At 67.1% G+C, this 17,924-nt stretch carries 18 protein-coding genes; 9 read left to right on the plus strand and 9 right to left on the minus strand.

Features of this window, described 5'->3' with window-relative positions; translation table 11 throughout:
- Positions 1-64 precede the first annotated feature (64 nt).
- The 6 genes from BM397_RS12655 to pcaD all read right to left on the minus strand — a co-directional run bounded on the left by BM397_RS12655 (position 65) and on the right by pcaD (position 5,011).
- Entirely contained in the window at positions 65-1,276 is a 1,212-nt protein-coding gene (locus tag BM397_RS12655) for a M20/M25/M40 family metallo-hydrolase (RefSeq protein ID WP_092424504.1), read from the minus strand.
- A 77-nt stretch (positions 1,277-1,353) separates the two neighbouring features.
- On the minus strand, positions 1,354-2,418 hold the full coding sequence (locus tag BM397_RS12660) for a 3-carboxy-cis,cis-muconate cycloisomerase (protein WP_092424506.1): 1,065 nt from the start codon (positions 2,416-2,418) through the stop codon (positions 1,354-1,356).
- A 72-nt stretch (positions 2,419-2,490) separates the two neighbouring features.
- The gene (gene pcaG / locus BM397_RS12665) at positions 2,491-3,090 is read right to left on the minus strand and encodes a protocatechuate 3,4-dioxygenase subunit alpha (RefSeq protein WP_092424508.1); all 600 of its coding nucleotides are present in this window, start codon (positions 3,088-3,090) and stop codon (positions 2,491-2,493) included.
- Between the two features lie 2 nt (positions 3,091-3,092).
- Entirely contained in the window at positions 3,093-3,848 is a 756-nt protein-coding gene (pcaH, locus tag BM397_RS12670) for a protocatechuate 3,4-dioxygenase subunit beta (protein ID WP_176806630.1), read from the minus strand.
- Positions 3,845-4,228: a 4-carboxymuconolactone decarboxylase gene (gene pcaC / locus BM397_RS12675; RefSeq protein ID WP_092424510.1), complete on the minus strand. Its 384-nt coding sequence runs from the start codon at positions 4,226-4,228 to the stop codon at positions 3,845-3,847. The genes pcaH and pcaC overlap by 4 nt, the downstream gene beginning before the upstream one ends.
- Positions 4,229-5,011, minus strand: a complete 783-nt coding sequence (pcaD, locus tag BM397_RS12680) for a 3-oxoadipate enol-lactonase (protein ID WP_092424512.1) — start codon at positions 5,009-5,011, stop codon at positions 4,229-4,231.
- Positions 5,012-5,114: 103 nt separating this feature from the next.
- Here pcaD and BM397_RS12685 point away from each other — a divergent pair, with 103 nt between their 5' ends.
- A complete protein-coding gene (locus BM397_RS12685) occupies positions 5,115-6,038 on the plus strand; it encodes a LysR substrate-binding domain-containing protein (RefSeq protein WP_092424514.1) in 924 nt (307 codons plus the stop codon).
- Here the strand turns inward: BM397_RS12685 and BM397_RS12690 are convergent, their stop codons facing one another.
- Together BM397_RS12690 and BM397_RS12695 are read right to left on the minus strand one after the other, a co-directional pair.
- The gene (locus BM397_RS12690; protein ID WP_092424741.1) at positions 6,039-7,397 is read right to left on the minus strand and encodes an amidase; all 1,359 of its coding nucleotides are present in this window, start codon (positions 7,395-7,397) and stop codon (positions 6,039-6,041) included. It abuts the gene before it with no gap.
- Between the two features lie 82 nt (positions 7,398-7,479).
- Positions 7,480-8,433 (minus strand): NAD(P)-dependent oxidoreductase, encoded by a 954-nt coding sequence (locus BM397_RS12695; RefSeq protein WP_092424516.1) that lies wholly within the window; start codon positions 8,431-8,433, stop codon positions 7,480-7,482.
- Between the two features lie 329 nt (positions 8,434-8,762).
- On the opposite strand from BM397_RS12695, the gene BM397_RS12700 reads away from it, so the two are divergent.
- Positions 8,763-9,635, plus strand: a complete 873-nt coding sequence (locus BM397_RS12700; RefSeq protein ID WP_092424518.1) for a hypothetical protein — start codon at positions 8,763-8,765, stop codon at positions 9,633-9,635.
- A 12-nt stretch (positions 9,636-9,647) separates the two neighbouring features.
- Here BM397_RS12700 and BM397_RS12705 read toward each other — a convergent pair whose 3' ends face one another.
- On the minus strand, positions 9,648-10,160 hold the full coding sequence (locus BM397_RS12705; RefSeq protein WP_092424520.1) for a MarR family winged helix-turn-helix transcriptional regulator: 513 nt from the start codon (positions 10,158-10,160) through the stop codon (positions 9,648-9,650).
- 216 nt (positions 10,161-10,376) lie between these two features.
- Here BM397_RS12705 and ectA point away from each other — a divergent pair, with 216 nt between their 5' ends.
- From ectA to BM397_RS12740, 7 genes are all read left to right on the plus strand, one after another.
- Positions 10,377-10,913: a diaminobutyrate acetyltransferase gene (ectA, locus tag BM397_RS12710; protein WP_092424522.1), complete on the plus strand. Its 537-nt coding sequence runs from the start codon at positions 10,377-10,379 to the stop codon at positions 10,911-10,913.
- 57 nt (positions 10,914-10,970) lie between these two features.
- The gene (gene ectB / locus BM397_RS12715) at positions 10,971-12,260 is read left to right on the plus strand and encodes a diaminobutyrate--2-oxoglutarate transaminase (RefSeq protein WP_092424524.1); all 1,290 of its coding nucleotides are present in this window, start codon (positions 10,971-10,973) and stop codon (positions 12,258-12,260) included.
- A 4-nt stretch (positions 12,261-12,264) separates the two neighbouring features.
- Positions 12,265-12,657 carry an ectoine synthase gene (locus BM397_RS12720; protein WP_092424526.1) on the plus strand — a complete coding sequence of 131 codons (393 nt, stop codon included), beginning with the start codon at positions 12,265-12,267 and terminating at the stop codon, positions 12,655-12,657.
- A 3-nt stretch (positions 12,658-12,660) separates the two neighbouring features.
- Positions 12,661-14,088, plus strand: a complete 1,428-nt coding sequence (locus BM397_RS12725; protein WP_092424528.1) for an aspartate kinase — start codon at positions 12,661-12,663, stop codon at positions 14,086-14,088.
- Positions 14,089-14,361: 273 nt separating this feature from the next.
- Positions 14,362-15,282: a glycosyltransferase family 2 protein gene (locus tag BM397_RS12730; RefSeq protein ID WP_092424530.1), complete on the plus strand. Its 921-nt coding sequence runs from the start codon at positions 14,362-14,364 to the stop codon at positions 15,280-15,282.
- Positions 15,283-15,501: 219 nt separating this feature from the next.
- The gene (locus BM397_RS12735) at positions 15,502-16,593 is read left to right on the plus strand and encodes a carboxynorspermidine decarboxylase (protein ID WP_092424532.1); all 1,092 of its coding nucleotides are present in this window, start codon (positions 15,502-15,504) and stop codon (positions 16,591-16,593) included.
- A gap of 42 nt (positions 16,594-16,635) precedes the next feature.
- Complete coding sequence (locus BM397_RS12740; protein ID WP_092424534.1) at positions 16,636-17,871, plus strand: saccharopine dehydrogenase family protein; 1,236 nt, start codon at positions 16,636-16,638, stop codon at positions 17,869-17,871.
- Positions 17,872-17,924: the final 53 nt, after the last annotated feature.

Raw genomic sequence — 17,924 nt, forward strand, 5'->3', positions numbered from 1 at the left:
CCCTGCCCCTGCAAGGACCGCGTCGCCCACCGGCGCGGTCCTTTTTGTTTGTCGAGCGAGCGCCTCAGCCCTCGACCATACCCACAGTCCCGAGGATCGTCGCCAGCCCCGCGTAGAGCCCGCGCAGCGAGAGCTCCGGCTCCACGTCGATCCATTCCTCGAGGCTGTGCGCCCGCCCGCCGGTGCCGCCCGAACCTAGGCAGATCGCCGGCACGCCGAGGCTCATCGGGATGTTGGCGTCGGTGGAGCTTTCGCCGGTCGACGGTTCGAACCCAAACGCCGGAAGCGCGGCAAAGGCCGCCTGAACGATGCCGCTGTCACTGGCGGTGCGCCCCGCCGGGCGGTTGCCGATGCGGGTGATCTCGGCGCGGATCGCGCCATGGCTGGTGTCACCCCGGGCGTTCTCGCCCGCCACGGCCTCCTCGACCAGCCCGTGCAGCGTCGCGTCGAGCTTGGACAATTCCTCCGCGTCCACCGAGCGCAGGTCGATCTCCAGCCAGACCTCCTCGGGGATGGCGTTGATCGAGCTGCCGCCGCCCATGACCGAGGCGCAGAAGGTGGTGCGCGGCTCCTCGGGCACCTCGATGCGCGCCATGCCCGCCATCAGCGATCCCAGCGCATAGGCCGGGTTGACCGTGCCGAAGGCGTTGAGCGAATGCCCCCCCGGACCGCGGAACGCAACGCGGTAGCGCAGCGAGCCGACCGCCGCCGTGGTGACTTGCCCCACTTCCAGCCCGTCGATGGTGAAGAAGCCGGCGATCTTCTCGCGGTGGTCGCCTTCTTCAAACAGATGGCGGATGCCGCGCAGGTCGCCCTTGCCCTCCTCACCGACGTCGCCGACGAAAAGAATGTCCTGCTCGGTCTCGATCCCCGCCGCATCCAGCGCGCGGATGAAGGCGAGCAGCGCCGCCAGCCCCCGCGTGTCGTCGCCGACACCGGGCGCAAAGAGCTTCGTGCCCTCTCGGCGCACGGTGACATCAGTGCCCTCGGGAAAGACCGTGTCGAGATGCGCCGCCACCACGATCACTTGCCCGTTGCCGCGGCCGCGGCGCAGGCCGAGCACGTTGCCGATGCCGTCCAATTCGACCTCCTGCAGCCCCAGCGCGCGAAACTTCTCGGCATAGGCCGCGGCGCGCACCTCCTCTTTGAAGGGCGGCGCGGGGATCTCGGTCAGCTCGATGATCTCGTCGACGAAACGGTCATGGCCCTGCGCCAGATCCTCCTGCGCGCGCTTGAAACGGTCAGAGGCGATGATCCGGGCGACATCTTGGGTCATGGGAGGGTCCTGTAACTGGGGTCGGGCGAGGGAAACTTCTCCCGCCCCGGTTACAGGAGCATCAACGCGCCCGCCACTCAGTCGGGCGTGCCGATGCGATCGATGTTGCCGACAAGCCCCTGCGCCGTCGCCAGCGCCCGGGCCGTCGCCTGCGCCATCTGCGGCAGGATCATCCATTCCAGCGCCCAGGCCGCGCCCGAACGCTCCTGCTCGTGGATCAGCGCCTGGTGCATGCCCGACAGCTGCACCGCGTTGAACCGTGCAAGCGTGACCAACAGCTCGGCCCCCACCGGGTTCTGCTTGTGCGGCATGGCGGACGACCCGCCGCCGCCCGAGAGCTTGATTTCATCCAGCCCCTGCTGCGCCATCAGGCAGATGTCCTGCCCGATCTTGCCCAGCGTGCCGGTGATCAGCGACAGCAGCCCGGCGTATTCTGCCACGCCGTCGCGCTTGGCGTGCCAGGCGCCGTCGGCGCTGGCAAGGCCGAGCTCCGCCGCGACGTGATCCGTCACCGCCTGCGCGTCCTTGCCGAGTGCCTTGCGGTCGCCCGAGGCTCCGCCGACCTGCACCCGCTCGACCCGCGGCGACAATTCCGCCAGCCGCTCGAGATGCGCTGCAAGCGGCTGATGCCAGGGCCGCAGCCGGTCCGAGACGGTGATCTCCGTCGCCGCCTGCATCCGCGTGCGGCCCATCAGCGGCGTCTCGCCGCGCCGCGCATCCAGCTCGATCAGCGCCGCCTCGAGCTCCGCCATGCGCCGGGCGAGCAGCACGGTCGTGTCCTTCAGCACCAGCACCAGTGCGCTGTCCACCACGTCCTGCGAGGTCGCCCCCTTGTGCACCGCAGCCACGGCCTCCGGACCGACGACCGCCTGCAATTGCTTGACCAGCCGGGGCACCGGCACCCCGTCCTGCGCCATGCCCGCGCGGATGTCGTCGAAATCGATCCGTGCCGCCGCGATCTTCTCGGCCGCGGTCGCAGCCAACGCTGCATCGACGCTGCCGCAGGCCCCGAGCGCCCGGCTCCAGGCCGCCTCGAAGGCGAGCATATGCGCCATCTGTCGCTCGGCCGACCAGATCTCCGCCATCTCCGGATCGCCGAACAGCCCGCCCAGCCAGGGGTGATCGAAAACGCTCGCGCTCATATGTCCTGTCCCTCCACATGCCGAAGGGGCGGCCCGCAAGCCGCCCCGTCGGGTTCTTCTATCGCCCCCGCCTCAGATGTCGAGGAAGACCGTCTCGCCCTCGCCCTGCAGGCGAATGTCGAAGCGGTACTTGCCCTCACCGGTCTTCTTGGCGATCAGCGTGTCGACCCGCGGGCGCTGCTCGACGCGCGCCAGCAGCGGATCGGACGAGTTGTCCTCGTCCTCGAAGTAGATGCGCGTCTGCAGCCCGATATTGATGCCACGCGCGACGACCCAGAGCGAGATATGCGGCGCGCTGACCACACCGCCCCGGCCCTTCACCTTGCCCGGCTTGACCGTGCGCAGGGTGAACTCGCCGGTGTCGGCATCGGCGGCAAAGCGGCAATGGCCGGAGACCTTGGGATCCGCGCCCTCCTGCCCGGGGAACACGCCCTTGGCGTCGGGCTGCCAGCTCTCGATCAACGCGTCGCGCATCGCCCAGCCGGTGCCATCGTAGACCGAACCGGTGATCTCGATGATCTCGCCATCGCAGCCATCCTCGATGGGGCTGACGCCGATCTCTTCGTCGTAGTAGCCGGCGTTGCCCGCATAGGTGGGCATCAGGCCGATGTGGACGTAGGGCCCGGCGGTCTGCGAGGCGGTTTCCACGAGGGTGTCAAGTTTCTGCACCATGATCACATGCCCTCCAGCTTGTTCTCGAACATCGACTGGCGACGGCCGCGCAGCACGATGTCGAACTTGTAGGCGAGGTAGTCGAGCGGGCGCGAGTGCGCCAGGTCGAGCGGGGCGACCAGCGCATCGAGCTGGGCGCGGTTCTTGATCGTCGCGGCGATCGGGCAGTGGTTGATCAGCGGATCGCCCTCGAAGTACATCTGGGTGATCAGGCGCTGGCCAAAGCTGTGGCCATAGACCGAGATGTGGATGTGCATCGGCCGCCAGTCATTGCCGCGGTTCGGCCACGGGTAGGCGCCGGGACGCACGGTGAGGAACTGGTAGTAGCCGTTCTCGTCAGTCAGCGTGCGGCCGCAGCCGCCGAAGTTAGGGTCGAGCGGCGCAAGATAGGTGTCCTTCTTGTGGCGGTAGCGACCGCCCGCGTTGGCCTGCCAGATCTCGATCAGCGTGTTCGGCACCGGACGCGCGTTCTCGTCGAGCACGCGACCATGCATCAGGATGCGCTCGCCGACCGCCGGGGCCGCGCCCTTGGTCCAGTTCAGCACGAGGTTGTTGTCGAGCGCGCCGAGCTTGCCGTGACCGAAGGTCGGGCCGGTCTCTTCCGAGGGCGAGCTTTCCATCGACAGCAGCGGCAGGTTCGGCGAACGGCTGACACTGGTCTTGTAGCCGGGATCATAGGCCACCGGATGCGCATCCCGGTTGCGCGGGATCAGCGGGCCCTTGTCCTTGATCGAGTCTGTGGTGATGAAGTTGCTCATTCGGCTGCCGCCTCCATTTCGGCATAGGTCGCCTTGGCCAGTTTCAGCGCGTGGTTGGCGCGCGGAACCCCGGCGTAGATCGCCACGTGCTGGAACGCTTCCAGCACGTCCTGCTTGCTGGCCCCGGTGCGCGCCGTGGCGCGGATGTGCATCGGGATCTCCTCGAAGTTGCCGGTCGCCGCCAGCAGCGCCAGCGTCAGCATCGAGCGTTCGCGCTGGCTGATCGCGTCCGAGGCCCAGACCGTGCCCCAGGCGCTGCGGGTGATCAGCGTCTGGAAGGGCTCGTCAAAGGCGGTCTTGTTGGCCTCGGCGCGGTCCACATGGGCATCGCCCAGCACCGACCGGCGCGTCTTCATGCCCTGTTCGTAAAGCTCGTCCATTCAGGCGGTCCTTTCCAGAAAATCGCAAATCAGGCGGGCGGTCTCGGCGGGCTGCTCGACGCAGGGGATGTGCCCCGCGCCGTCGATCAGCGCGAACGCCGCACCGCAAAGCTCGGCGGTGCCGCGCACCAGCTCGGGCGGGGTCGAGCCGTCCTCGGCCCCGGCCATGGCCAGCACCGGCAGTTTCAACCCTCGGGTGCTCTCGGTGTAGTCGGCCCCGGCAATGGCGGCGCAGCAGCCGACGTAACCCTCGAGCGGCGTGCGCTCGAGCATGTTCTTCCACGCCGCGAACTGCGGGTCGCTCTCGCGGAAGCCCGGCGTGAACCAGCGCTCGAGAATGGCATCGGCGAGCGAGGCCACACCGTTCGCGCGGATGCCGTCGATCCGGGTCTGCCACATCTCGGGCGTGCCGATCTGCGCCGCGGTATCCATCAGCACCAGCGCGCGGATCAGATCGGGACGCTTCGCCGCCAGACCCTGCCCGATGATGCCGCCGATCGACAGGCCGACGAAGGTGACATCGGTCAGACCCAGCGCCTCGCAGATCGCCTCGGCGTCATCGACCAGCGTCTCCATCGCGTAGGGTGCTTCGGGCGCATCCGAAAGCCCGTGGCCGCGCTTGTCGAAACGCACCACGCGCAGCCCCTCGGGCAGCAGCGGAATGAGTGCGTCCCAGACCCGCAGGTCGGTGCCCAGCGAATTGGCCAGCATCAGCACGCGGCCGTCTTTCGGGCCGTCGTCACGGATGTGCAGGCTGACGCCGGCTACGTTAAGTGTCTGCATGATGCCTCCTCGGGGCCGGTTCGGGCCTTGGTGCTCTTCTGCCATGGCAAACCGCCGTTGAAAAATATAAGTAGAGGCACAACCCATAACTCTGAGGTTATGAATGATCCACCCGCACCTGCGCATGCGGCACCTGCGCGTCTTTCTCGAGACCGCCCGGCTCGGCAGCCTCAGCGCCGCCGCCGAGACCCTGCACGTAAGCCAGCCCGCCGCCTCGAAGACCGTGCGCGAGCTGGAAGAGATCCTCGACGTCCAGCTTTTCGATCGCAGCGGACGGCGGCTGGCGCTGAGCCGGGCCGGCAAGATCTTTCAGCAGCACGCCGGCACGGCGCTGGCCGATCTCGAACGCGGGCAGAAGTTGCTGCGGGAACTGCCGCAGAGCCAGCGCAAGCTGGCGGTGGGGGCGCTGCCGACCGCCGCCACCGGGCTCTTCCCCGATGCCGCCGCGCGGTTCCGCGCCAGCCATCCGGAGTGCACGCTCAGGGTCTCCACCGGCCCCAACTGGCTGCTCCTGTCGCAGCTGCGCGAGGGCGCGCTCGACCTGGTGGTGGGCCGCATGCCCGCCACCGGCACCGGCGAGGGCCTGAGCTTTCGCCAGCTCTACTGGGAGCGCGTTGTGCCGGTGATCCGCCCCGGCCATCCTCTGGAGGGCCGCGATTGGGAGCCCGCGGACCTGTTGCGGTTCCCGCTGATGCTTCCGCCCGCAGGGGCGGTGATCTCGGGGTCGGTGCGCGCCTTCCTGCAATCGCTGGGGCTCGGCGAGCCAATTCCCGCATATGAGAATGTTTCCCACGCCTTCGGGCGGCGCGTGGTCGCCCGCTCCGACACCATCTGGTTCATCTCGGCGGGCGTGGTCCGCGCCGAGCTCGACAGCGGCGAGCTGACCGTCCTGCCGGTGCAGAACGAACTTCTGGGAGGGCCGGTCGGCATCTCGCTGCGCGACGGCATGTTGCCCGACCCGGTGCTGCAGGGGCTGGTGGACGAGTTGGTGGCCGTCGCGGCGGAGCATCCTGCGCAGGGCGTGTGATCAGCCCGCGGCGATGCGCGGCCAGCGAAACGCCGGGATCACCGGCTCGGCGATGTCCATTAGCGCCCGCTCCGACCCAGGCGCACCGATGAGCTGCATGCCGATCGGCAGAGCTTCGGAAACGGCGGGAAAGGCCAGCGCCGGAAGACCCGCCGCATTGACCCAGCCGGTGTAGACCGCGTGACCGCGCGGGCCGACCTCCTGACCGTCGATCCTTCCCGGATGGCTCTCGGTCGCCGGCCAGGGGTGCGCCGCCGAGGCGGGCATGAGGATCGCGTGGAACCCCCAGAGGTCGCGCGACGCCTCGCGCAGGGCAAAGACCGCCTCCTGCAAGGCATAAAGCTCGGTCGCCGCCGCCTCAGCGCCCCGCGCTGCCATGGCGCGATACTTCGGGGCGGCCGCCTCCGCCACCGCCGGATCCCGCGCGAAATAGGTGGCAAGCCCGATCTCCGCAACCTGACCCCAACGCGCGTTGAGCGGACCGAGGTCATGCGGCAGCGCGCCATGGCTCACCTCATGGCCAGCGCCGCGAAGCGCCTCCACGGCGGCATCGAAGGCCGCGAGAATGCCCGGATCGCAGGGCGCATCTCCCAGCCGCGGCACCGCGAGGATGCGCGACCGCCCGACGGGTGGCGCTTCCGCCTCCCGCCCCGACAGCACAGTGTCCAGCAACCGAAGGTCGCGCAGCGAGCGCGCCACCGGCCCCGCGACCTCGAAATCCAGCAAAAGCTGCGCCAGCCCGCCGCCGCGCGGCACATGACCGATCCCCGGCTTCAAGCCGACCAGCCCGGTGTAGCCCGCCGGACGCCGGATCGAGCCGCCGCCGTCGGTCCCGAGACCGGCGTAGCCCATGCCCGAGGCCACCGCCGCAACCAGCCCACCGGAGGAGCCGCCGGGGGTCAGTGCCGGATCGAAGGGATTGCGGCTGGCGCCGAAGGTCAGGTTGTCGGTGTAGCCTTCGACTGCGAACTCCGGCGTATTGCCCTTGCCCACCACAAGGGCCCCTGCCGCGCGCAGCGCGGCGACCGGGCGCTCGTCGGCCTGTGCCACCCGCCGCGCCAGCTCGGCATTGCCCCAGGCGGCCGGCAACCCGGCGCTGACGAGGTTGTCCTTGATCACCAGAGGCAGACCGTCGAGCGGACCCAGCGGCGCAGCCTGCCGCCAACGCCGCCCCGCCGCCTCGGCCTCGGCGCGCAAAGTATCGGAAAGGGCCGAGAAGGCGTTGAGCTCCGGCTGCAGCCGCGCCACCTGCGCCAGCACCGCCTCGGCGGCCTGCAGGGGCGTCGCCGCGCCGCTCCGGAACTGCTTCAGAAGGGCGCAGCAGTCGAGGCTCAGAAGGTCATGGCTTGTCGGGGACATCGGGGCAATCGGCAGCAAGGGAAACACCCGTCCCACCCTGCCGCCGTCGCCGCGCCAGTCAAGCTGCGGCGCGCGGCCCGGCTCACACGGTGGGGGCCAGCGCCTTCATCTCGGGCACCGGCGAGACCAGCGGCTGCCCCGCCTCGAAGGCGGCGATGTTGTCGCGGATGAGGTCGGCGGCCATCTCCTGCACCTCGGGAGCATTGCCGGCCATATGCGGGGTCAGCACCACGTTCTCCAGCGCCGTAAGGGCGGCGGGCACCTCGGGCTCGGCCTCGAAGACATCGAGCCCCGCCCCGGCGATCCCACCCGATTGCAGCGCCGCGATCAGCGCGTCGGTATCCACTGCCGAACCGCGCCCGACGTTGACCAGGTAGCCCCGCGGCCCCAGCGCGTGCAGCACCTCGGCATTCACCGCATGCTGCGTCGCCGGGCCTCCCGGAACGCAGGCGACGAGGTAGTCGGAGCGCTCCGCCAGCTCCTTGAGCGACGCCACGTAGCCATAGGGCAGGTCCGCCTTCGGGGTGCGGCTGTGGTAGAGCACCGGCATGTCGAAGGCCGCCGCGCGCCGAGCCAGCGCCTGGCCGATGCCGCCCATGCCGAAGATCCCCATCGTCTTGCGCGACACCAGCGGGCGCGGCGTCTCGGTGTAGTTCCAGGCCCCTGAACGGGTCAGCCGGTCCTGGTGCGGAATGGCCCGCACCGCCGCCAGCAGCAGCGCCATCGTGTGATCGGCGACCGCGCCCGCGTTGACCCCGGCCCCGTGCGAGACCCGAATGCCCCGGGCGATGGCCGCCTGCACGTCGATGCCCTCGTAGCCGGTGCCGACGCAGCAGATCAGCCCGAGGTTCGGCAGCTCGTCCATCTCGGCACCGGTCGCGCCCTTGAAACCCGCAGTGACCAGCACGCGCGTCGCGGCGCGCTCCTCGTCGGTCAGATGCGCGTAACCCGCCGTGCAATCGTGCAGCGTGTAATGCGCGCCGAGCAACCGGTGATAGGCTTCTGTCCTGATATTGATGGCGACCTGCTGGGGCATCTCGTTCGGCTCCGTTCTGCGCCCGCCCCTCGACCGGGACGGCTTCGTTGAGCGCCGGCCCGACCGCGCGAGCGGCCCCCTCCCTGACGGCGCGGATCGCCCTCATCTGCCCCGAGGGCAGGCCCCGATACAAGCGGGAAACGTGCCCAACGATAATGAGCGCGCACCCCGAGGCGGCGGTGCCCGGCGATTGACCTTTGCCTGCGGGCGCTGTTCTTTGAAGAAGGAGACTCTGCGCTCAGAGGAGGGAGGCGGGGAGAAATGACGACACGCTTCACGTCAAACCGGGCCACACCCTGGACACGCGGTCCTGAACAGGCAGGACGGTCATGACGCGGGTCTTGATCGAAGGCCTTCTGGCGTACCAGTCCGCCAGCGGCGCCTTCCGTGCGACGGTCGAAACCGCCCCGGGCATTCGGCATCCGGACGAAACCAGCATGATCACCGCGCAGGTGTGCCTCTTCCTGCTCCGACCCGGCCTTGCTTCCGCCAGCGCACCGCTCCGCCACGCACTGGACGCGGGCCTGTCCTTCATCGAGAGGTGCGCCTCTCCCTGCGAGGATGGCTGGTTCCACCTCCACCCGCCCCGCGAGGCCGCACCTCCGCCGGACCTTCAAGCCACGGCGCTGTGTTGGCTCGCCCTGCTTCAGGCCAGTCGGTGCACGCCCCAAACCGCCCGCGCGGCGCTGGCCGGGGTGATCCGCAGCACGGCAATCACCGCCCCCGGTCCGGACGACCCGGCCTGGGTCACACCCGGTCTCTGCCGAAGCGAGCGCGGGCCGGCCGGTGCGGTCGATCTTGTTACTAACATCCACCTTGCAGCCTGCCGGGCGCTGACCGGCCTGAGGCTGGAGCCCGCTGCCGCCGCGGCAATCACCCGGGCGAGCGCCGGGCATACAAGGGCCGGGCGCAGCCTCAACGAGGTCTCGCCCTTCACACCGGACGCTGCCGAAATCGAACTTGCGCTGGAACAGGCGGTTCGCGCCGGTCAGACGGCGCTGCTACCCGCACTGAAGGCGGCACGGCGCGATGGCCACGGCCGTCAGGACCGGCTGGCGCGGCGCCCGGCGGAACGGCCCCTGCGCTGCGATCCCGGCGGCTGGCCGGTCTGGAGGGCTCCGCCGCTTCAGCTCGCGCGCTGGCTCTATGACCTGTCGTATGGCGAACGGCCCGCGCCACGCCCTTTGCAGCCGTGTCTCTGACGCGGCGCTGGCTCAGTGGCCGTCCTGCTGCCCTTCCTGACGGATGTCGCGGATGGTCAGCACCGGCGAGGCGTCGATCTCATGCGCGTCGAGCATCGCCGCCACACGCTCGAGCGAAGCCACGAGCTGCGCCTGTTCCCAATCCTGAAGGCCCTCGAAGCTCTTCACGAACTTCTGCTGCAGCGCATCCGGGGACTGGCTCACCGCCTCGCGCCCCTTTTCGGTGATCGCCACATCGGTCTGCCTGCGGTCGATGTCCGACCGGCGCCGGGTCACCATGTCGCGCGCCACCAGCTTGTCGACCAGCGCCGTCACCGTGGCCTGGCTGACGCCCATCTGGGTGGCCAGCGCCTTGGGCGTGGCGGCGCCATGCTCCTTCTTGGCAACGATCTGAAGCACCCGCAGCTGCGCGGGTGTCAGACCCGCGGCCTGCGCGAGCTTCCGCTCGTAAAGTTCCGTCGCGCGCAGGATGCGGCGCAGCGCGATGAGACTCTGGTCGGTGCGATCTGGAGCGTGGTCAGCCATAGAAGGCTTTTGGCAGTTTTCCGCCAAAGCTTCAATTGGCGAAGCACTTGACCATCTCATTCGGGAGACTAAGGGGATTTGCTTCATAAAATCTTAGCAAACTTACCCATAAATAGGCCCATATGCCGCTATAAGCGTAAAAACTGCTTCGGAGGTTGAAACTTTATGGCGGGCATATTAGTTAGACTGACGAACCAAACGGAGGATGCCAGATCGATGCCGAAAGACATGACACAGCCTGAGACGCGCACCCCGGTGCTGCGTAAGCCCGAAGCAACGGACGGGGCTGCGATCTGGGAACTCGTGCGCGCGTGCAAGCCGCTCGACGAAAACTCCATGTACTGCAACCTCGTCCAGGCCGAGCATTTCCGCGACACCTGCGTGGTGGCCGAACTCGACGGCGAGCCGGTGGGCTGGATTTCGGGCCACATGATCCCGAACCAGGACGCCTTCTTCGTCTGGCAGGTTGCGGTCAGCCCCAAGGCGCGCGGTCTCGGCCTCGGCCGCAAGATGCTGACGCATCTGGTCGAGCGTGACGAATGCGCAGAGGCAACCGAACTCAAGACGACGATCACCCGCGACAACGACGCGTCGTGGGGTCTGTTCCGCAGCTTCGCCCGCTCCATCGGCGGCGAGCTCTCGGACGAGCCGCATTATACGCGCGACGAACATTTCGACGGCATGCACGCGACCGAACACATGGTCACGATCGAGCTGCCCGAAGAGCAAGAGGCGCTGCGCGCCGCGGCCTGATCGCTCCCCCTACATCGCTAATCTTATCTTTTTCTAAGTTCTAGAAAGGACTTCGTTATGCCGAAAGACACGTCTAACGGCCCGACTATTTACGCTCGCCGCGAGAGCGAGGCACGCTCCTACTGCCGCTCCTTCCCGGTGAGCTTCACCTCCGCCCGTGGCTCGGAACTGACCGACGACCAGGGCAAGACCTACATCGACTTCCTGGCCGGCTGTTCCTCGCTGAACTACGGCCATAACGACCCGCACATGAAGGCGGCGCTGGTCGAGCACATCATGAGCGATGGCATCGCCCATGGCCTCGACATGCACACCGACGCCAAGGAAGCCTTCCTTGACGCCTTCGAGCGCCTGATCCTCGAGCCGCGTGGCATGGACCACAAGGTGATGATGGTCGGCCCGACCGGCACCAATGCCGTCGAGGCCGCGATGAAGCTGGCCCGCAAGGTCACCGGCCGCACCAACATCATCGCCTTCACCAACGGCTTCCACGGCATGACCGTGGGCGCGCTGGCGGCGACCGGCAACAAGGGCAAGCGCAATGGCGGCGGCATGCCGCTTCAGGGCGTGACCCACATGCCGTATGAGGGCGCCTTCGGCCCCGATGTCGACACGCTCGCGCAGATCGAGATGATGCTCGAGAACCCTTCCTCGGGTCTCGACGCCCCCGCCGCCTTCCTCGTGGAGCCGGTGCAGGGTGAGGGTGGCCTCAACGCCGCATCCGCCGAATGGCTGCGCGGCATCGCCCGCCTTGCCAAGAAGCATGGCGCGCTGCTCATCGCCGACGACATCCAGGCGGGGATCGGCCGCACCGGCACCTTCTTCTCCTTCGAGGAGATGGGCGTCGAGCCGGACATGATCCCGCTGGCCAAATCGCTCTCGGGCTTTGGCCTGCCCTTCGCCGCGCTGCTGCTGAAGCCGGAACTCGACGTCTGGAAACCGGCCGAGCACAACGGCACCTTCCGGGGCAACACCCACGCCTTCATCACGGCGCGCGTGGCGCTCGAGAAGTTCTGGGCCGACAACCGCTTCCAGAAGTCGCTCGCCGACAAGGCGCAGCTGATCGAGGACGAGCTGAACACCATCGCCGAGATGATCCCCGGCGCCTACCTCAAGGGCCGCGGCCTGATGCGCGGCGTCGATGTCGGCTCGGGTGAGCTGGCCGGCGCGATCTGCGCCGAGGCCTTCGAGCGCGGGCTGATCATCGAAACCTCGGGCGCCGACGACGAGGTCGTCAAGGTGCTCGCGCCGCTGACCACCCCGGAAGAGACCTTCCGCAAGGGGTTCGGCATCCTGCGCGACGCCACCGCCACGAGCCTGAACAACCACAAGATTGCCGCGGAGTAACACCATGATTGTACGCGATTTCAACGAACTGAAGAAAACCGACAAGCATATTGCCGACGCGCAGTGGACCTCCACCCGGATGCTGCTCGCGCAAGACGGCATGGGCTTCTCGTTCCACATCACCATCCTCGAGGCGGGCTCGGAGCACACGTTCCACTACAAGCACCACTTCGAGAGCGTCTACTGCATGAAGGGCAAGGGCTCGATCACCGATATCGCCACCGGCGAGACCCATGAGATCAAGCCCGGCGTCATGTACGCGCTCAACCTGCACGACAAGCACATCCTGCGGGCCGAGGAAGAACTCCACATGGCCTGCTGCTTCAACCCGCCCGTCACCGGCACCGAGGTGCACCGCGAGGACGGCTCCTACGCACCGGCCGAGGAGGTGGCGTAAGCCATGACCCATACCGTTGAGAAAATCGGCGGGACGAGCATGTCCCGCCTGAACGAACTGCGCGACACGCTGCTCATCGGCGGCCGCGAGGGGGATGATCTCTACGGTCGTGTCTTCGTGGTCTCCGCCTTCGGCGGCATCACCGACCTGCTGCTCGAGCACAAGAAATCGGGCAAGCCGGGCGTCTACGGCCAGTTCGCCAACTCCGACACCGGCCACGGCTGGCACGACGCGCTGACCGAGGTGTCGAAGGCGATGATCGAAGCGCATGAAGCCGTGCTCGATCATCCCGGCGACGTCGAGCAGGCGACAGACTTCGTGCGCAACCGCATCGAGGGCGCGCGCAACTGCCTGATCGACCTGCAGCGGCTGTGCTCCTACGGGCACTTCCAGCTCTCGGAGCACATGCTGCAGATCCGCGAGCTGCTCTCCGGTCTCGGCGAGGCGCATTCGGCCTATGTCACCGTGCTGATGCTCCAGCGCGCCGGGGTCAACGCACGCAACGTCGACCTCTCCGGCTGGCGCGACGACGGGCATTACACGCTCGAAGAGCGCATCACCAAGGCGATGGAGGGGGTCGACCCCGCCGCAGAGATGCCCATCGTCACCGGCTATGCGCAATGCACCGAGGGTCTGATGCGCGAGTTCGACCGAGGCTACTCCGAGGTGACCTTCTCGAAGCTGGCGGCGCTGACGTCGGCCCGCGAGGCGATCATCCACAAGGAGTTCCACCTCAGCTCGGCCGACCCCAAGCTGGTGGGCGCGGAAAACGTCCGCAAGCTGGGCCGCACCAACTACGACGTGGCCGACCAGCTGTCGAACATGGGGATGGAGGCGATCCACCCCAAGGCTGCCAAGACGCTGCGTCAGGCGCAGGTGCCGCTGCGCGTCACCAACGCCTTCGAGCCGGGCGATCCGGGCACGCTGATCGACGATCAGCCTGCCGAGACCCCGGCGGTCGAGATCGTCACCGGGCTCGACATCGTGGCGCTCGAGGTCTTCGAGCAGGACATGGTCGGGGTGAAGGGCTATGACGCCGCGATCCTCGATGTGCTGACCCGTCACGAGGTCCGCATCGTGTCGAAAGTGTCGAACGCCAACACCATCACCCACTACCTGGACAGCTCGCTCAAGACGATGCGCCGGGTGGAGGACGATCTGGCCAAGCTCTATCCGCAGGCCAAGATCAGCTCGCGCACGCTGTCGATGGCCTCGGTCATCGGCCGGGACCTCAGCTCGCTCTGCGTGCTGACCCGAGGCCTTCAGGCCATTGCCGAGGCGGGTTACGAGTCGATCGGCGCAACGCAGGGTCCGCGCAACGTGGACGTGCAGTTCATCCTCGAGCGCAACGACCTCGAGCCGGTGATCGCCGCCCTGCACGGCGCCTTCGTGACACCGCAGGCGAAAGAGAAGCTCAAGCAAGCGGCCTAAGCCTGCGCGGTCCGACAGGGACACCAAAACTGCAAAGGGGCAGCCTCCGGGCTGCCCTCTTTTTTTGCCATGCTTGGCATCCAGTCCTGCCCTGTCCTCCGCGGTCGGCAGGTCGCGGCATCTAACTTTTCAAATTTTCCATTATTTTAACAGTTCGGCGAAATCCTCCGGGGGCCGGTCTCGTCGGGCTGCCACCCAGAGACATCGGCCAAAAAGCCGTCATTCAGGCACGAGCAGCGACTTTCCACGCCTTTGTCGCAGGAGACTCTGCTCATGAATTTCGCCCATCATTTTGCCCCTGACATCTCGCGGATCGCAGTGATCGTCGCCTCACTGGGGCGCCCCGACAATCTCGCGATGCTGCTGGATCAGCTCTCGCAGCAGACATTGATGCCCGCACAGGTCATTCTCTCCGTCGAAAGCGACGCTGACCTGCCCCCTGCCCCGGTCCTCGCCAGACAGGGGTTCGACATCTCCATTGTCCGGGGCGCGCGCGGCTCGTCGCCGCAGCGCAACCGCGGCCTCGACCTGGTGCGCGGCGACATCGGCGTGGTGGCCTTCTTCGACGACGACCTCGTCCCGTCGCGCCATGCACTCGAAGGCATGGTGACCTTCTATGCCGAGCATCCCGAAATGAACGGTGCCTCTGGCACGCTGCTCGCGGACGGCATCCGCGGGCCGGGCATCACCCCGGATGCTGCGCTGCGCATGGTCGCCGACGCCGATGCCGGTTTCGACGGAATCGATCCGGCGATCACCAGCACGCCGCGCGCGCTCTACGGCTGCAACATGTGCTACCGCAGGGCAGCGATCTCGGGACTGCGCTTCGACGAAGCCCTGCCCCTCTACGCCTGGCTCGAAGACCTCGATTTCGGCGGACAGCTTCCGCAAGGCACACTCGCCCATACCCCGGCCTTCTATGGGGTACATTGCGGCGAGAAGCGCGGGCGCGAAACCTCGGGACTGCGGCTCGGCTACAGCCAGGTCTGCAACCCGATCTACCTATTGCGCAAAGGCACCCTGCCCCGCCGTCAGGGCCTGCGGATGCCCCTGCGCAACATCGTGAGGAACCACCTCGGGATCTTGCGCCCTGAACCCTGGATCGACCGCAGGGGACGGGCGCGCGGCAACCGGATCGCACTTCTCGACATGTTGCGCGGTCGACTGGACCCACGCCGCATCCTCGACCTCTGACCGCGGCACGTCGCGCCGCCCGGTTTCCCACTGTTCCAGCGCCACGGCGGCCGACCGCACCTCGTTTTCGGGAAAGGCCGAAACACCTCCGCCGGCTCCCGGCAGCCGCACTGTCACACGCCTGTCAGCCGCCTTCGGCATTCGGGGGGCATTGTTCTTGTCGAGCATGCACTATATTGGCACGGTTTCCCGTGTTCGCTGTCCGGAGGTGACCACCCGATGCAGACGCCCTATTACCTGATCGACAAATCGCGGCTCCTGCCGAACCTCGAGAAGATCGCCCACCTGCGCGAGACCTCGGGGGCCAAGGCCCTGCTGGCGCTGAAATGTTTTGCCACCTGGTCGGTCTTCGACATGATGAGCGAGTACATGGATGGCACCACCTCCTCCTCGCTGTTCGAGGTGAAGCTGGGCCGGGAAAAATTCCCGGGCGAGACCCATGCCTATTCCGTGGCCTGGGCCGACCACGAGATCGACGAGGTGCTGGCGAGCTCGGACAAGGTGATCTTCAATACCGCCGCGCAGCTCACCCGCTTCGAAGAGGTCAGCCGCGGCCACACCCGGGGGCTGCGCGTCAACCCGGGCGTCTCGACCTCGGGCTTCGATCTCGCCGATCCCGCCCGCCCCTTCTCGCGGCTCGGCGAGCATGATCCCAAGGACATCGAGCCGGTGCTCGAGCAGATCAGCGGCTTCATGTTCCACAACAACTGCGAGAACGACGACTTCGAGCGCTTCGACAACATGCTCGGCTCCATCGAGCAGCGCTTCGGCCACCTGATCCGCCAGATGAAATGGATCAGCCTCGGCGGCGGCATCCACTTCACCGGCGAGGGCTACCCGCTCGACCGCCTCGCCGAGCGCCTGAAGCGTTTTGCTGGCGAAAACGAGGTGCAGGTCTATCTTGAACCGGGAGAGGCGACGATCACGAACTCGACCACGCTGGAGGTGACAGTGCTCGACACGCTCTTCAACGGCAAGAACCTCGCGATCGTCGACAGCTCGATCGAGGCGCATATGCTCGACCTGCTGATCTACCGTGAGAGCGCCAAGATGAACGAGAGCGGCGATCAGCCCTGGATGATCTGCGGCAAGTCCTGCCTCGCGGGCGACATCTTCGGCGAGTTCAATTTCCCCAAGGCGCTGAAGGCCGGCGACCGGCTCTCGATCCAGGACGCCGCCGGTTACACGATGGTCAAGAAAAACTGGTTCAACGGCGTGCAGATGCCCTCGATCGCCATCCGCGAGCTCGACGGGACCGAGCGGCTGGTGCGCGACTTCACCTACGACGATTTCAGCGCCGCGCTCTCCTGAGCGCGCGCAAACCAAGACGGACAAAGACGGAGGTCCAGTGAGTTGAAAAAAGACGTTCTCATCATCGGCGCAGGTGGCGTCGCTCAGGTCGTGGCGCATAAGTGCGCTCAGAACAACGATGTGCTCGGCGAGATTCATATCGCCAGCCGGACGCTTTCGAAATGCGAAGCGATCCTTGAGTCGGTCCGCGAAAAGGGCGCGATGAAGGTAGAGGGCGTCCTCAAGGCTCACCAGGTCGACGCGATGGACACGGCCGCCGTGGCGCAGCTGATCCGCGACACCGGCGCGCAGATCGTGATCAACGTGGGCTCGGCCTTCGTCAACATGTACGTGCTCGACGCCTGCATCGAGACCGGCGCGGCCTATATCGACACCGCCATCCACGAGGATCCGGCAAAGATCTGCGAGACCCCGCCGTGGTACGCCAACTACGAGTGGAAGAAGCGCGACCTCTGCGCCGAGAAGGGTGTCACCGCGATCCTCGGTGCCGGCTTCGATCCGGGCGTCGTCAACGCCTTCGCCCGCTTCGCCATCGACCAGATGGACGAGGTGAAGAGCATCGACATCGTCGACATCAACGCCGGCAGCCACGGCAAGTATTTCGCCACGAACTTCGACCCGGAGATCAACTTCCGCGAGTTCACCGGCACCGTCTACTACTGGGAAGACCAGCAGTGGAAGGAAACCTCGATGTTCGCCTCGGGCCGCGACTGGGATCTGCCCGTCGTCGGCACCCAGCGCGCCTACCAGTCGGGCCACGACGAGGTACACTCGCTCTCGGCCAACTACCCGCAGGCGGACGTGCGCTTCTGGATGGGCTTCGGCGAGCACTACATCAACGTCTTCACCGTGCTGCAATCGCTCGGCCTGCTCTCCGAGCAGCCGGTGAAAACCGCTGAGGGTCTTGAAGTGGTGCCGCTCAAGGTGGTCAAGGCCGTGCTGCCCGACCCGTCGTCGCTGGCCCCCGACTACACCGGCAAAACCTGCATCGGTGACCTGGTGAAGGGGGTGAAGGACGGCGAAGAGGTCGAGATGTTCGTCTACAACGTCGCCGACCACAAGGAAGCCTACAACGAGGTGGGCAGCCAGGGCATCTCCTACACCGCCGGCGTGCCGCCGGTCGCCGCCGCCATGCTGGTGGCCTCGGGTGACTGGGACGCGAAGACCATGAAGAACGTCGAGGAACTGGACCCCAAGCCGTTCTTCACCATCCTCGACGACATCGGCCTGCCGACCCGGGTCAAGGACGCCAAGGGCGACCGCGCCTGGAACGCGTGACCTGAGCATCGACATCGCCGGTGCAGACACGAAAGGACCGGAAGCGAAGGCTT

The sequence above is a fragment of the Alloyangia pacifica genome (genome assembly GCF_900116195.1).
In the GTDB taxonomy this organism is placed as follows: Bacteria; Pseudomonadota; Alphaproteobacteria; order Rhodobacterales; family Rhodobacteraceae; genus Salipiger; species Salipiger pacificus.

Coding starts and splice junctions, on each gene's coding strand:
- pcaG (WP_092424508.1), bottom strand. CDS start 3,090: ATGGTGCAGAAACTTGACACCCTCGTGGAAACCGCCTCGCAGACCGCC.
- BM397_RS12725 (WP_092424528.1), top strand. CDS start 12,661: ATGACCCATACCGTTGAGAAAATCGGCGGGACGAGCATGTCCCGCCTG.
- BM397_RS12690 (WP_092424741.1), bottom strand. CDS start 7,397: ATGTCCCCGACAAGCCATGACCTTCTGAGCCTCGACTGCTGCGCCCTT.
- pcaH (WP_176806630.1), bottom strand. CDS start 3,848: ATGAGCAACTTCATCACCACAGACTCGATCAAGGACAAGGGCCCGCTG.
- ectA (WP_092424522.1), top strand. CDS start 10,377: ATGCCGAAAGACATGACACAGCCTGAGACGCGCACCCCGGTGCTGCGT.
- BM397_RS12660 (WP_092424506.1), bottom strand. CDS start 2,418: ATGAGCGCGAGCGTTTTCGATCACCCCTGGCTGGGCGGGCTGTTCGGC.
- pcaD (WP_092424512.1), bottom strand. CDS start 5,011: ATGCAGACACTTAACGTAGCCGGCGTCAGCCTGCACATCCGTGACGAC.
- BM397_RS12735 (WP_092424532.1), top strand. CDS start 15,502: ATGCAGACGCCCTATTACCTGATCGACAAATCGCGGCTCCTGCCGAAC.
- BM397_RS12700 (WP_092424518.1), top strand. CDS start 8,763: ATGACGCGGGTCTTGATCGAAGGCCTTCTGGCGTACCAGTCCGCCAGC.
- BM397_RS12720 (WP_092424526.1), top strand. CDS start 12,265: ATGATTGTACGCGATTTCAACGAACTGAAGAAAACCGACAAGCATATT.
- BM397_RS12705 (WP_092424520.1), bottom strand. CDS start 10,160: ATGGCTGACCACGCTCCAGATCGCACCGACCAGAGTCTCATCGCGCTG.
- ectB (WP_092424524.1), top strand. CDS start 10,971: ATGCCGAAAGACACGTCTAACGGCCCGACTATTTACGCTCGCCGCGAG.
- BM397_RS12695 (WP_092424516.1), bottom strand. CDS start 8,433: ATGCCCCAGCAGGTCGCCATCAATATCAGGACAGAAGCCTATCACCGG.
- BM397_RS12655 (WP_092424504.1), bottom strand. CDS start 1,276: ATGACCCAAGATGTCGCCCGGATCATCGCCTCTGACCGTTTCAAGCGC.
- BM397_RS12685 (WP_092424514.1), top strand. CDS start 5,115: ATGATCCACCCGCACCTGCGCATGCGGCACCTGCGCGTCTTTCTCGAG.
- pcaC (WP_092424510.1), bottom strand. CDS start 4,228: ATGGACGAGCTTTACGAACAGGGCATGAAGACGCGCCGGTCGGTGCTG.
- BM397_RS12730 (WP_092424530.1), top strand. CDS start 14,362: ATGAATTTCGCCCATCATTTTGCCCCTGACATCTCGCGGATCGCAGTG.